The organism is Anaerococcus porci, from assembly GCF_009696575.1.
GTDB classification, from domain to species: Bacteria; Bacillota; Clostridia; order Tissierellales; family Peptoniphilaceae; genus Anaerococcus; species Anaerococcus porci.
Genome location: NZ_VULQ01000003.1, coordinates 39,015 through 53,133, shown reverse-complemented (window position 1 = coordinate 53,133; position 14,119 = coordinate 39,015). Strand labels below are relative to the sequence as shown.

Sequence of the window (14,119 nt, the reverse complement as noted above, 5' to 3'; positions counted from 1 at the left end):
AAAATAAATGTTTTAAATTGTTCATTATTAATTTATATCAAATCCTTGAAAATATGGATTTTCACTATTGACAATTAAATATCTTTACTATATTATTATATCATAGATATAAAAACAAACAATATAAAACATTTATAGGAGGGCCTATGTCTATATTCTTGGGAGTAGACGGTGGTGGTACAAAAACAGATTATCTTTTATGTGTTGACAATAAACATTTTAAAGAGAAAACTAATACTATTCACCTAAAGCAAATCACTAGGGATGAATTTAGTGATAACGTTACAAAAGCTATAAATAAACTTTGTGATAATGCAAAAATAAAGATTGAAGATATTGATTTTTCCTTTTTGGCTATACCAGGCTATGGTCAATATCCTGAAAACGAAAAATTCATGGAAGAATTCTTTGATGAATTTTTGGGCAAAGGTAAGTACAAGATGGGAAATGACTGTGTTAATGGATGGTCTGGATCCTTAAACGCACAAGCAGGTATAAATCTTGTTTTAGGGACAGGCTCTATAGCCTTTGGTGTAGATGATAAAGGAAATTCAGATAGATCAGGTGGATGGGGACCTTTTCTAGGAGATGAAGCCAGTGCTTACTTTATAGGTAAGAATATTTTGAATTTATTCACAAAAATGAGTGATGGAAGAATAGAAAAAACTTATATATATGAATTGGTAAAAAATGAATTAGGCATAAAAGATGATGTTGAACTGATAGATATAGCAGAAAAGATGAAAAGGGATGAAATAGCAAATTGTGCAAGGCTATTAAACCCAGCATTAGAAAAAAACGACAAGTATGCCATAGAACTTTTAGACAAAGTAGGCTATGAAGCTGCCTTAACTATAGACAGTCTTATAAATAAACTTGATTTTGATGGTTGTGTTAAAGTTTCTTACTCAGGTGGAGTATATAAATTAGGAAATAAACTTATAGAGGCTATTGAAAAGCATATAAAAAACAATATAGAAATAATTGAGCCTTATACAACTCCTATTGAAGGTTCTTTAATTCTAGCCAAAAAATATTATGAAAAAGGGGCAATAATATGATTTTAACCATAACTGCCAATCCTTCTGTAGATATATCCTACAAATTAGATGGTTTTGTTATAGATGATGTAAATAGGACAGCTAAGGTAGAAAAAGATGCTGGAGGAAAGGGAATCCATGTATCCTATGTACTAAAAGAATTAGGTGAAGATGTTACAAATTCAGGCTTTATTGGTGGAAAGCTTGGCGAGTTTATCGAAAAAAGATTAGATGAGAGAAAAATATCTCATGATTTTATAAAGTTAGATGATGAAACAAGAAATTGCATAGCTATTTTACATGATGGCAAGCAAACAGAAATACTTGAAAAGGGCCCAGAAGTTTCTAAAGAAAAAGAAGATGAATTTTTAGCCCATCTTAAAGAAATTGCTAATAATTTAGATATTATAAGTATATCAGGCTCACTTCCAAAAGGCCTTGATTCAAATTTTTATAAGAAAATTATTGAATTTGCAAAAAATGAAAATATATTTGTAGCCCTTGATACATCAGGCTCAACACTCAAAGATTTAGTAAATGCAGATTTTAAACCTGATCTTATAAAACCAAATGAAAAGGAAATTATAGATATAATTGGTAAGAAATTCCCAGAAGAAGATGAAAAAATAAAAGAAATATTTTCAAATTCTGTCTTATCTGAAATAAAATATATTATTGTTAGTCAAGGAGCTAGTGGAGCGGTAGTTAAAATAAATGATAAAATTTATAAAACAGCTGTTCCAAAAGTAGAGGCACTAAATCCAGTAGGAAGTGGAGATTCAAGTCTTGCAGGTGCTATATCTGCAATTTTTAATAAAGAAAGTGGCGAAGATTTTATAAGAAAATCTATGAATTGTGGACTTTTGAATGTCCTAAATGAAGAAATAGCTCATGTAAATATGAATGATTTTGATAAGTATTATGAAAAAATAAGCATAAAGGAGATATAATATGAAAATTTCAAAAGAAAAGGTAGAAAATTTAAAAAAGCTTGCTAATGAAAATGGAGTAATAGCAGCCCTTGCTATAGATCAAAGAGGCTCAATGGAAAAAATGATAGGAGCTTTTGATGAAAATTTAAACAATGTAGAAGATATTTCAAGATTTAAATCATTAGTTTCTAAACAATTAACAAAATATTCATCATCAATCTTACTAGATCCAATATATGGACTTGAAGCAATAAAGGTAAGGGATGAAAATGCAGGACTCTTGATTAGTTATGAAGTAACTGGTTTTGATAAAAATGATCCTGAAAGACTACCAAAACTTATAGATGGATGTTCAGTTTTAAGGCTTAAAGAACTAGGGGGAGAAGCTATAAAGATTCTTCTTTACTATGATGTAGATCAAAGTAAAGAAACAAATGATAAGAAAAAGGCCTTTATTGAAAGGATAGGTTATGAATGTGAAGCTTTAGGACTTCCATTTTTCCTTGAACTAATAGTCTATGATGAAAAAATAGAAGATAGTAAAAGTGCTGAATTTGCAAAAGTTAGACCTCACAAGGTAAATGCAGCAGTTAAAGACTTTCAAGATGAAAGATATAAGATTGATGTCTTAAAACTTGAAACTCCAGTAAATATGAATTTTGTCGAAGGATATGGAAAAGAAGTTGTCTATAGCCAAGAAGAAGCTTCTAAATTTTTCAAAGAACAATCAGATATAAGCAAAATTCCTTTTATCTTCTTATCAGGTGGGGTAAGCGCAGACTTATTCAAAGAAACACTTAAATTTGCAAAGGAAGCAGGCTCAGAATTTAATGGAGTACTTTGTGGAAGAGCTACATGGAAGGGTGGAGTTGAAGAATTCGCTAAATCTGATGATGATGCAATAAAATGGTTAAATACTCAAGGCTTGGATAATATACAAAGCTTAAACAAAGTATTAAAAGAAACAGCAAAATCAGTTTTTGATAAAATTGAAGAATAAAAAAACACAAGTGGGTCCTTAATAGGGCCCATTTTTAATATTATATAATATTAAAAAAACTTGACTACATTAAAGAACTGTATTATACTAAAGATAAGGTAATTACCATACATAAAAACATTTAAGTCATAAATATTTCATCATTTATGACTTAGAATGGAGAGGAGAAAAATATGAAATTATGGAAAAAGTTTGCCTTGTGTATGTCGTTAGCACTATTGGTTACAGGATGTGGAAACAAAGATTCTAAAAATCCTAGCTCAGAAGAGAAGAGTTCTAAATCTGGGGAAAACGTTGTTCGTATTGCCATGTGGAATCCAGATCAAATTGCAACAATGAAGGATATCGAAAAAAAATATGAAGAAAAAAATCCTGGAGTAGATATACAAATAGAAGAGACAACATTTAAAGATCATTTCACAAAATTAGAAACCCAAGCCCAAGGTGATGTTATGCCAGATATATTTACAATGAATGGACCTAATTTTATAAAATTTGTAAGTAATGGAGTAATTGAACCCCTAGATGATTATCTAGATAAGATGGGAATAAAAAAAGAAGATTATCCTGAGGGATTAATCAACTTATACACATATGATAATCATTTATATGGTATTCCAAAAGATTGGGATCTAACAGCTCTTTTCTATAATAAAAAATTATTTGATGAAAAAGGCGTTAGTTATCCAAACAAAGATTGGACTTGGGATGATTTTGTAAAGGCAGCAGAACAATTAACAGATAAGGACAAGGGAATTTGGGGAACTTCATTTAAACCTGCGACTCAAGAAGGATATTATGATACTATACCTCAATGTGGTGGATATATTATCAATAAAGATAAGACAAAGTCAGGCTATGACACAGAAGAAGCTTATGATGGTATTCAAAGATGGATTGATATAGGAGAAAAAGGATATTCACCGGATCTTAAAACACTTACAGATACCAATGATACAGATTTGTTTAAGGCTGGTAAGATAGCTATGATTTATTCAGGAAGTTGGAGGATTCCAGAATATTTAGGTGATGAAAATATAAGTAAAGATATAGATCTTGAAATAATGCCTAAAATTAAAGAAAGAGCTGCTACTATTCATGGTCTTTCATATTGTTTAGCAAAGGGTTCAAAAAACAAAGATCAAGCCTTAGACTTTTTAGCTTATCTTGGCTCCAAAGAAGTAAATGAAATGTGGGCTGAAAAAGCTACTGTTATACCAGCTAACAATAAAGTTTTGGAAACTTGGGAAAAATCTTATCCTGATAAGAATCTAAAAGCTTTTGTAGACGAATTGGAATACTCTGTTCCATACCCAGTTAGTAAAAATACACCTGTTTGGAATGCATATGAAGAAGATGCAATAAATGAGATGTATTCATTTAATAAACCAGTAAAGGATGTTTTGAAAGATTTAGCCCAAAAAATGAATGATGCCTTAGAAAAGGAACAAAATTAATCAATAGGAATGTGATTATATGAAGATTAAAAAAAAGAAAAGAAAAAAATATAATCTTCGCTTGGCAATGTGGGGGTATCTAATGATACTCCCAGTATTGTTGGGATTAACTATATTTTTTATAATTCCTTTTTTTCAAAATATTTTTTATTCGTTCACAGACTTGAATTCATTTGGAGTTTGGAATCCTGTAGGATTTGATAATTATAAAGAGTTATTTAAAGATGAAAATTTTTATCTATCTTTAAGAAATACTCTAAAATATACTATAATCACAGTTCCAATCTCTGTTCTTATATCAATGTCTATAGCTAATTTATTGAATAAAAATATTAAGGGAGTAGGAATTTATAGAACCTTATATTTTTTGCCAGCAGTAACAATGCCTGCAGCGGTAGCTATGATTTGGAAATGGATTTACAATGGACAATATGGTTTATTAAATCAATTTATAATGCTTTTTGGTGGAGAACCTAGAGCATGGATAGCTGATAATGATACGGCTTTGTTGTGTATTATAGTTGTTGGAATTTGGATGAGTTTAGGTATGAATATAGTTTATTTTCTTGCGGGGATGCAGTCTATTCCTAAACAATATTATGAAGCTGCTAAATTAGATGGAGCAAGTGAAATTAAACAATTTTTCACTATCACTGTTCCCTTAGTAGCCCCTACTTTAGTATTTGTTTTAACAACATCAATGATATCAAGTCTTCAAGTATTTGATATTGTATTTATGATGATTACAAAAACATCTCCAGCCTTAAAGAGTACTCAAACTATAGTATACCTATTTTATCAATCAGCTATTGATTTTGGTAGAAAGGGATATGGAGCCGCAATAGCTACAATTCTATTTATAATTATAATGATATTAACATTTTTACAATTAAAAATACAAAGAAAGTGGGTGGGTGGAATTGAAAATTAAAGGTTGGAGAAAAATCATGATACATGTAGTACTTCTAATAGGTATAGTATTTACTGTTTTGCCATTTTTATGGATGATACTTACATCTTTAAAAACACTTAGTGAATCTATGCAAATTCCTCCAAAGATATTTCCAAGTAGCCCTCAAATATCAAATTTTTCGGAAAGTTTAAGTAAGCTAAATTTCCCAGTTCTATTTAAGAACACAGTATTATATGCTGTAATTACAACAATAGGACAGGTGACAATGTGCACTATGGCTGGATACGCATTTGCGAGGATAGATTTCCCGTTTAAAAATGCAATATTTATTCTTATCATGTCAATCTTAATGGTACCTTCACAAATATTTTTAGTACCACAATTTCAAATAATGAATAAATTAAGATTACTAAATACAATAACAGCTTTGGTCTTACCTTCTATGTTTTCAGCTTTTGGCACATTTTTAATGAGACAATTCTTTAGCCAAATACCTAAAGAATTGGAGGAGGCTGCTAGAATAGATGGGTCTGGACAATTTAAAATCTTTAAAGATATATGCCTTCCTATAGTGAAGCCAGGCATAGTTACACTGATAATAACTTGTTTATTATTTACATGGAACAATTTAATGTGGCCATTAATAGTTAATACTTTACCAGAGAAACAAACTCTATCAGTAGGATTAGCAAACTTAGCTTCAACAGGACAATATGCAGTAAATTACCCTGTTTATATGGCTAGTGCTCTTATCTCAATTTGGCCTATGATATTATTATTTGCTATATTTCAAAAGCAATTTATAGAAAGTTTAGCAACAAGTGGAATGAAAGGATAAACTATGAAATTAGGAGTAATTGGAGCAGGACATAGGGGAAGAATTGCCTATGCCAGACTTTTAAGAGAATATGGGGATGTAGAAATAAAATCTTTTGTAGATATTGATGAGAAAAAGCTTGAAGCTTGTAAAAAAGAATTTAATATTGATGATTGCTACATATTTACAGACTATAAAGATTTTTTTGAAAAAATGGATGAAGAAAGATTTGTGGATACCTTAATAATAGCAACACCAGATAGGGATCATTATGACGTATGTATGAAAGCTTTAGATTATGATTTAAATATATTGCTTGAAAAACCAATAAGTCCAAACGCTCATGAAGTATTCAATATTGCCAAAAAAGCTAAGAAAAAGGATAGGGTATTTATGATATGTCATGTCTTAAGATACTCACCATTTTTTGTAAAAATCAAAGAACTTATAGACTCTAATGCCATAGGAAGAGTTCTTTCTATAAATCATAATGAAAATATAGGATATTTTCACTTTGCTCATTCTTTTGTAAGAGGAAATTGGAGAAATGAAGATCTATCTTCACCTTTAATTCTACAAAAATCATGCCATGATATGGATATTTTAATATACCTTACAGGAAAAAAACCAAAATATATTACATCTTTTGGGAAACTATCTTATTTTAAAAAAGAAAATGAACCTAGTGGTGCAGCAGATAGGTGTCTTGATTGTAAGTATAAAGATACATGTGTATTTTCGGTTAAGGACTTCTATACAGGATATCCAGGACTTGGCTGGCGCGATGTTGTTGATGTTACAAGGACAAAAGAGGGTCTGGAGAAAGCTTTAAGAGAAGGACCTTATGGAAGATGTGTTTATAAATGTGATAACAACGTATGTGATCATCAAGCAATCTCCATAGAATTTGAAGATGATGTTGAAGTGGTATTTAATCTTTCAGCCTTTTCTAATGATGTACATAGAAATATTAAGATTATGGGCACAGAAGGTGAAATTATAGCAGATGACTGTGATCAAATAATTAAGGTTAAAAGATTTAAAAGCTATAAAGAAGAAAGATACCAAGTTATAAGCAATGCTTCAGGTCATGGCGGAGCAGACTATGGAATAATAAAAGCCTTTTATGAAGCATGTCATGGAGAAAGTGAAGTTGTTAAAACTGGAGCAGAAGAATCTATAATGAGTCACATGATGTGTTTTGCATCAGAACAGGCAAGAAAAGAATCAAAAGTTGTTGAAATTGATGATTTCATTAGGAGACTAGATGAGTAATATAGAATTTATTAATGTAAATAAAATATATGAAAATGGATATCATGCTGTAACAGATTTTAATTTATGTGTACAAAACAATGAATTTATTGTATTTGTAGGCCCATCAGGTTGTGGAAAATCCACAACCTTGAGGATGTTAGCAGGCCTTGAAGACATAAGTAGTGGAGAAATTAAAATAAATGGCAAGGTAATCAATGATGTAGAACCTAAAGATAGAAATATTGCCATGGTTTTTCAAAATTATGCTTTATATCCACATATGACTGTATATAATAACATGGCATATGCTTTAAAAAATCAAAAATTTTCTAAAGAAGAAATTAAAGAAAAAATAAGTCAGGCTGCTAAGTTATTGCAATTAGAATCTTATCTTGACAGAAAACCTAGCCAATTATCAGGTGGACAAAACCAAAGAGTAGCTTTAGGTCGAGCAATGGTGAGAAATCCGGAAGTGTTTTTAATGGATGAGCCTTTAAGTAATTTAGATGCAAAACTTAGGACTCAAATGAGAACTGAGATAAATAAACTACATAAAGAGCTCAATACAACATTTATATATGTAACTCATGACCAAACTGAGGCTATGACCTTGGGGGACAGGATTGTAGTAATGAAAGATGGAATAATTCAACAAGTAGACAGTCCAGTTAATCTTTATGAAAATCCAATCAACGAATTTGTAGCTGGTTTTATAGGTTCTCCTAGGATAAATATGCTTAATATGTATATAGATGAAAAAGAAGTTAAATTAGAAAATAGCTTAGTAAATTTTCCAGAAGAGCTTTTTACAAATATTAAGTCATATACTATTAAGGCTTTTGGTAAAAGTAATATTAAACTTGCTATAAGACCTGAACATATAAATATTAAAAGAAATAGTGAAAAAGATATAGAAATCAAAACAAAAGTCGTTGTTGTTGAATCTCTGGGAAGCGAAAAGGTAATATATACAGATTTTAATGGAAATGAGATAATTATTAGAGATTTTGATAACTTATCTTATGATATAGATCAAGAAATCAGTGTATATTTAAATAGTGATAAAATATTCTTATTTGATCCTGAAACAGGAAAAAGAATAGATAATAAAATTTAAATTCCAAAGCTATTTTTAGTCTCTAATCTTGACATGAAACTTGGAATCGTATACACTTAAAGTAATGGTAGTTACCAATACAGGAGGTTATTATGCTATTGGATAAAAACAAATTAGAAGAAAAAGACTTTAAAAACACCTATACTGAGATTCTAAACCAAGCTGATACTTGGCTTGATGTGTATAGCCTGTATGAAGAAAGAAAAGGCGATATTGATAAATTTTTAGAAAAACTTGGCAAAGACACTAAGGTAATATTTACAGGAGCAGGAACTAGCGAATATGTTGGGAATGTAGCTGTAGACTATCTTAAGACTCATGGTGATTTTAACTTTGAATCAGTAGCTACAACAGACTTAGTTTCTTCCCCTTACCTACACTTTCAAAAAGATCAAAAGACTCTTTTAGTTTCCTTTGCAAGAAGTGGAAACTCCCCAGAATCTTTAGCTGCAGTTAAATTAGGGCAACAATTAGTGGATGATTTCTACAACCTACCTATAACTTGTGCAAAAGATGGTGAGCTTGCAAAAGGTCTATATGATGATCCTAACTCTTATGTATTTTTAGAGCCTGAAATTACAAATGATAAGGGTTTTGCCATGACAAACTCATTTTCATCTATGCTTTTAGCAACTCTTTTGATATTCGATTCAAAGAGTGAAAATAAAAAGGAAATTGTAGAAAAGCTTTCAAAACTTGGAAAAGAAATTTATGCTAGAATAGATGAACTAGAAGACTTAGTAAACTTTGATTTTAATAGGGTTGTATATCTTGGTTCAGGTCCTTTAGGAAAGCTTACCAAGGAAGCAAGACTTAAAATTTTAGAGCTTACAGCAGGAGAGGTTGCTACAATTTGGGATTCTTCTATGGGATTTAGACATGGTCCAAAATCATTCATAGACGAAAATACCCTATTAGTTTCTTTTGTATCATCAAATGCTTATACAAGACTATATGATCTTGATGTTTTAGACGAAGTATATAATGACGGTATAGCTAAAAAGTTGATAGGAATTGCAAATTCCAATCTTGATAGAGATTATGAGCTTATTTTTGAATCAGATGACTTAAATGATGCTTATCTTTCTATAGTATATATAGTAATTGCCCAAATATTTGCTCTAGTTACAAGTTTAAGGGTGGGTAATAGACCTGACAATCCTTCTAGATCAAACACAGTAAACAGAGTTGTAAAAGGCGTTACAATTCATGAATATAAATAAATGTCAGCTCTTTATACAAAGCTTATAGATGAACTTTTGGAAAAGATTGCCATAATGAATAATGGAGATAAGCTTCCTTCAGAAAGGCAACTTTGTAAAGACTACGATGTTTCAAGAACAACCGTAAGAAATGCTATAGGCTATCTTGTAAATTCAGGTATCCTTTACCAAATTCAGGGAAAGGGAACCTTTATAAGAGAAAGAGATAGGGAAAACTTATCAAACTACTATTCCTTTACAGAGCAAACTAAGAAAAATGGCAAAACGCCTAAGTCTTTAGTAGTAGACTATGCCATAAGAGATGCAAATAATAAATTAAAGGATAAAATGAAGTTAAAAGATAAGGAAAAAGTCATACAATTTGACAGACTAAGGTTGGCAGATAATGTGCCGATGATGTATGAAAAAACTACTATTCCCTATGGGAGGTTTTCTCAAGTAGATAAAAATTTACTAGAAAAAAAGGCCCTATATGATATATTTAGGGAAAACTTTAAGGTAAATATTTACCAAATTAAGGAGAGATTTTCAGTATCAGAGCTTGATAGTGAGATGGCAAAGTCCTTAGGACTTAAAAAAAATAGTCCCTGCCTTAAGATTATTAGAACAACATTTGATATTGAAGAAAATATAATAGAGTATACTATATCCTATGCTAGAGGAGACATGTTCTATTATGAAACTTCATATAAACCTCAATAAATTTATTTTTCAAAAGAGATTTTAAGAAAAATGAAAATTTAATAAATAATAGACTAAAAAACAGGGCCTATATGAACTTATCCCATATTATGGGTTAATTTCAATAATCCCTGTTTTTAAAAATTTTTAATAAGGTGCATTTTCTGGCTGAGCACCTAGTCTTTTTACTTCTTTTCTTAATAGATGTGCAAGTTTTGGCAAGATTATAACTAAAACTATGGTGTGTAAGACATAGTTAAAGGCCATAGAGGGTATCCTTAATAAAAATTGGCTTATAAAGGGATTTCCAGTAAGCTGGCTTACCCAGATTGTATTTAAAAATAAGCTTGTAATCAAGGTGTTTAGAGTAGTTGCACATATGATGTTTTTTCTTGTAATCTCTTTTCTATACAAAAAGAAAGTATAGATAAGGGCAGAAGCAATCTTAGTAATAACAAAGGGAAGGTAAAAACCTCCAGGAGTTGGGAATAAAAGATTTGCCACAAGATCAATTATTATAGATGCAATAACTGCAAGTGATGGATTAAAAATTGAGCACATAAGGGCTGTAACTATAAAGCCAAGACCAACCTTTTGGCTCATTGTAGTGATAGAAAAAAATTTGGATACTACAACTGATAAGGCTATAAAAAATGATAGCAATATCATAGTTCTAATGTTTTTAAGATTTTTCAAAAATTCCTCCTATTCGGTAGTCTGCCATCATAGGATATGATGGTAGCGGATGCGGACTAAAATCTTTCGTCTAGAAACAACATCCCATTTTCTAGCACTTAACGCTTTAGTCCTACTCTACCAATTTATATTTTGTTTATAATTATAGTACATATACTAAAAAAAGTAAAGAAGACATTTGCAGAAATGAATCAATCTTTCCAAAGCCATTATAACATCATCCACGACAATTGGACTTCATTGAGATAGAAGTATTCTCAAATTGTCTATGAGTAACTTGTAATGATGAAACATTAGAAATTTATAATTTTGCAACAGACTCTATTCTTTTTAAGTATTTTTCTTTATTTTTTTCTTGTCTGTATAAATGCCCGTAAGAATTGGAGTTATAATACTTGTTAGGACAACTCCTAGGGCTATTTGAGCTGTAGCAGTATTGGCTATAAGGCCTATACTCTTATCTGTATGGGCAATTATAGTTGGAACTGATACAGAAAGTCCTGCTATGGAAGATATACCAAATGTTGTAATTCCATTTTCCTTAAGGATTTTTCTCTCATAGAAAAATATTGGAGGAAATATCAATAGGTAAAATAATATTGTAACAAGTATTCCTTGAGGGCCTGCTTTTAGGGCCTCTATAATATTTATTCCTGCTCCAAAAGACCAACCCATAAAAGGAGTAAGGATAGTTACAGCAGGTGTGAAGAATTTAGCCATATCTTTATCAAGATTTCCTATCAATATTCCAAGTACAATTGGTATAAGTACAGATATTACAGGTGTCCAATCTATCGCAGATGATTTAGATATAGAATAAACCAAGATAGGAAAGGCTGGTACACAAAGAATTCCTGTAAGACCAAAGGCTGCTTCATCATCTTTATTTCCATAGTCGTGAGATAGGGCAAGGTAAAGGGATGGGTTAATAGAACAAATGCAAGTAATAAAGGCTAGGGCAGATATGCCAAAGACTCCATCAAGTCCAAAGATTTTTATAAAAATTATTCCAAATATAAAGCAAAGGAAAATCTTAAGAAGCAGGATTGTACCTTGTTTTTTTAAAACCTTGCTTATATTTTTTATATCAATAGCAGTTGAAGATAAAAAACAAATAAGTCCTACTATATAATTAGTTCCTTTTGTGGTAAAAATGGCTTCTGTTATGCCTGGCACCACAAAAAAGTCAGGCAAAAAAGTATGAAAAAGGGCGGATATAAGCATTGGTATTAAAAGTAGTCCGCCCGGGATTTTTTTCATGAATTTAAGCATATAATCATCTCCTAACTATAAATTGATACCCAAAATCACTAATATTAAATAAAAAATAATTTTCCTAATCTAATATTAAGAAAATTTCAAAACTTAATTATTATTTAAATTTGGATTACTGTTTCCCTAAATCCTTGTCAGGTTTAGGGAGCAATAAAAAATATAGATATATCATTGAAGTAAGTAATGAATAATTAATTATAATAATAAAAATAATTTAGAATATATTTTCAATAATATCATATAGTATAAATATAGCATTAAAATTGTAAATGATAAGTTAAATATACATTTTGTTGTAAACTTACTTATTAAAGAAGAGGTCATTTTAATATTAGTTAAAATTAAAAGCGTTGTGAAAATTTAAAGCCTAAAAATAGAAAATTTACACAAAGCCTTAATTTAAATCTATTAAAGTAAAATCACTATCATAATTAACTTATATCTGTAGTAAAATAAGATAGCAAAAACTAAGAATAAGTTGATTTTAAAATTTTACCATATTTGCAAATCTTTGAAGTATAAATTTGGATCAATATTGTACACAAAATTAATTACATTTGGCAAATATTGACTCTTACAAGAAAGTTGTAAGCCTATTAGATAGCTACTATTACTGTTAAAAAGCTATATCCTTTATCTTAAGTATTATATTTATAAAAGATTAGAAAATGGCCTATCTTAATTAAGTTTGACAGTATACTATATTTAAAATAATTTTATTCTTAATAATTTAATTATTTGGTAACAAATCTTCATCACTATCTACCTCAATGTCTTCAGTAATTTCGTCAAGACTATCAAGGGTATTGACCCAGTTTTTTCTTAGGGCATTTATAGATTTTTCAAAATCTTTATCCTTTAAGTACTCAATAAGCTTTTTATGTTCCTCATAAGTTGTAAATTGATCCTTATGGCTTTCAAAAAAGTAAATTTCAACTCTTTTTACCTTTCTCTTAAGACCCTCAATTATAGGATAAATTTCATCATTTAAAGACGAGTCTATAATAATCTTGTGAAATTTTTCGTCAAGTTTTAAAATTTCAAGTTGGTCTTTTTCCTTACTTTTAAGTTTAATCTTTTCATTAACATCTTCTAATTTTTTAATTATTTTTTCATCAATCCTTTTAAAACCTAACCTAAGTGAAAGACATTCTAAACTTGAAATAATTGGATAGATATCCAAGGTTTCTTTGATATTAATAGGGGCAACCATAGTCCACCTATTTGCCTTAGTCATAACAAGTCCCTCATCTTCAAGCTTTAATAAGGCCTCCCTTACAGGAGTTCTAGAAATCCCCAAGTCTTTAGATAAGTCATTTATCCTAAGTCTTGTCTTAGGCATTAACTCACCCCTTATAATTTGCTCGGAGATTATATCGTAAGCTTCATCCTTTATAAATTTTCTTTTAATTTTTGTATTAGTTAAAACCATAATAACTCCTTATTTAATCATGCGTGTATTATATCACATACTATATAAATTGTGAAAATATTTTTCGATTAGCAATATTTTTTATGAAAAATAATCAGAATTAAACATTATTTATTAAGATAAGAATTTATTTAGGTAAAAGAGAAGTTCTTATTTGGAAAGATAAAAATCATAACTCATGCTTATATAAGTTACAATAGATTTTTATTCTTATAAATATTTTCTTAGGCAAATAAACTTTTTTAAAAATTATTTGCAATTAAATTTTTTTGTAGTATT

General features: G+C 29.8%; 13 protein-coding genes and 1 riboswitch. Of the genes, 10 read left to right on the top strand and 3 right to left on the bottom strand.

Annotated features, from left to right (window positions below; genetic code table 11):
• The first annotated feature begins 146 nt into the window (after nt 1–146).
• From FYJ26_RS03435 to FYJ26_RS03390, 10 genes are all read left to right on the top strand, one after another.
• Entirely contained in the window at nt 147–1,061 is a 915-nt protein-coding gene (locus FYJ26_RS03435; RefSeq protein WP_154539627.1) for an N-acetylglucosamine kinase, read from the top strand.
• The gene (locus tag FYJ26_RS03430; protein ID WP_154539625.1) at nt 1,058–1,990 is read left to right on the top strand and encodes a hexose kinase; all 933 of its coding nucleotides are present in this window, start codon (nt 1,058–1,060) and stop codon (nt 1,988–1,990) included. Before FYJ26_RS03435 ends, FYJ26_RS03430 begins: the two co-directional genes overlap by 4 nt.
• Before the next feature lies 1 nt (nt 1,991).
• Nucleotides 1,992–2,972 carry a tagatose 1,6-diphosphate aldolase gene (locus FYJ26_RS03425; RefSeq protein WP_154539623.1) on the top strand — a complete coding sequence of 327 codons (981 nt, stop codon included), beginning with the start codon at nt 1,992–1,994 and terminating at the stop codon, nt 2,970–2,972.
• Between the two features lie 173 nt (nt 2,973–3,145).
• Complete coding sequence (locus tag FYJ26_RS03420; protein WP_154539621.1) at nt 3,146–4,429, top strand: ABC transporter substrate-binding protein; 1,284 nt, start codon at nt 3,146–3,148, stop codon at nt 4,427–4,429.
• 19 nt (nt 4,430–4,448) lie between these two features.
• A complete protein-coding gene (locus tag FYJ26_RS03415; RefSeq protein WP_154539619.1) occupies nt 4,449–5,360 on the top strand; it encodes a carbohydrate ABC transporter permease in 912 nt (303 codons plus the stop codon).
• Nucleotides 5,350–6,180, top strand: coding sequence for a carbohydrate ABC transporter permease (locus FYJ26_RS03410; RefSeq protein WP_229771204.1), 831 nt, complete (start codon nt 5,350–5,352; stop codon nt 6,178–6,180). The genes FYJ26_RS03415 and FYJ26_RS03410 overlap by 11 nt, the downstream gene beginning before the upstream one ends.
• Nucleotides 6,181–6,183: 3 nt before the next feature.
• Nucleotides 6,184–7,434, top strand: a complete 1,251-nt coding sequence (locus FYJ26_RS03405) for a Gfo/Idh/MocA family protein (protein WP_154539617.1) — start codon at nt 6,184–6,186, stop codon at nt 7,432–7,434.
• Nucleotides 7,427–8,533, top strand: coding sequence for an ABC transporter ATP-binding protein (locus FYJ26_RS03400; RefSeq protein WP_154539615.1), 1,107 nt, complete (start codon nt 7,427–7,429; stop codon nt 8,531–8,533). The genes FYJ26_RS03405 and FYJ26_RS03400 overlap by 8 nt, the downstream gene beginning before the upstream one ends.
• Before the next feature lie 92 nt (nt 8,534–8,625).
• Nucleotides 8,626–9,756, top strand: a complete 1,131-nt coding sequence (locus FYJ26_RS03395) for an SIS domain-containing protein (protein WP_154539613.1) — start codon at nt 8,626–8,628, stop codon at nt 9,754–9,756.
• Nucleotides 9,757–10,458 (top strand): GntR family transcriptional regulator, encoded by a 702-nt coding sequence (locus FYJ26_RS03390; RefSeq protein ID WP_154539611.1) that lies wholly within the window; start codon nt 9,757–9,759, stop codon nt 10,456–10,458. It begins immediately after the preceding gene.
• 126 nt (nt 10,459–10,584) lie between these two features.
• On the opposite strand, the gene FYJ26_RS03385 is transcribed toward FYJ26_RS03390, so the two are convergent.
• The 3 genes from FYJ26_RS03385 to FYJ26_RS03375 form a co-directional block, all read right to left on the bottom strand.
• Nucleotides 10,585–11,133, bottom strand: a complete 549-nt coding sequence (locus FYJ26_RS03385; RefSeq protein ID WP_154539609.1) for a folate family ECF transporter S component — start codon at nt 11,131–11,133, stop codon at nt 10,585–10,587.
• 41 nt (nt 11,134–11,174) lie between these two features.
• Nucleotides 11,175–11,255, bottom strand: a riboswitch (THF riboswitch).
• A gap of 208 nt (nt 11,256–11,463) precedes the next feature.
• Nucleotides 11,464–12,405, bottom strand: coding sequence for a 2-keto-3-deoxygluconate permease (locus tag FYJ26_RS03380; protein WP_154539607.1), 942 nt, complete (start codon nt 12,403–12,405; stop codon nt 11,464–11,466).
• Between the two features lie 733 nt (nt 12,406–13,138).
• Nucleotides 13,139–13,840, bottom strand: a complete 702-nt coding sequence (locus tag FYJ26_RS03375) for a GntR family transcriptional regulator (protein ID WP_154539605.1) — start codon at nt 13,838–13,840, stop codon at nt 13,139–13,141.
• Nucleotides 13,841–14,119 lie beyond the last annotated feature (279 nt).

Bases quoted from the DNA above. Each gene is read 5' to 3' on its own strand.
- FYJ26_RS03435 (WP_154539627.1), top strand. From the start codon at position 147: ATGTCTATATTCTTGGGAGTAGACGGTGGTGGTACAAAAACAGATTAT.
- FYJ26_RS03430 (WP_154539625.1), top strand. From the start codon at position 1,058: ATGATTTTAACCATAACTGCCAATCCTTCTGTAGATATATCCTACAAA.
- FYJ26_RS03425 (WP_154539623.1), top strand. From the start codon at position 1,992: ATGAAAATTTCAAAAGAAAAGGTAGAAAATTTAAAAAAGCTTGCTAAT.
- FYJ26_RS03420 (WP_154539621.1), top strand. From the start codon at position 3,146: ATGAAATTATGGAAAAAGTTTGCCTTGTGTATGTCGTTAGCACTATTG.
- FYJ26_RS03415 (WP_154539619.1), top strand. From the start codon at position 4,449: ATGAAGATTAAAAAAAAGAAAAGAAAAAAATATAATCTTCGCTTGGCA.
- FYJ26_RS03405 (WP_154539617.1), top strand. From the start codon at position 6,184: ATGAAATTAGGAGTAATTGGAGCAGGACATAGGGGAAGAATTGCCTAT.
- FYJ26_RS03400 (WP_154539615.1), top strand. From the start codon at position 7,427: ATGAGTAATATAGAATTTATTAATGTAAATAAAATATATGAAAATGGA.
- FYJ26_RS03395 (WP_154539613.1), top strand. From the start codon at position 8,626: ATGCTATTGGATAAAAACAAATTAGAAGAAAAAGACTTTAAAAACACC.
- FYJ26_RS03390 (WP_154539611.1), top strand. From the start codon at position 9,757: ATGTCAGCTCTTTATACAAAGCTTATAGATGAACTTTTGGAAAAGATT.
- FYJ26_RS03380 (WP_154539607.1), bottom strand. From the start codon at position 12,405: ATGCTTAAATTCATGAAAAAAATCCCGGGCGGACTACTTTTAATACCA.
- FYJ26_RS03375 (WP_154539605.1), bottom strand. From the start codon at position 13,840: ATGGTTTTAACTAATACAAAAATTAAAAGAAAATTTATAAAGGATGAA.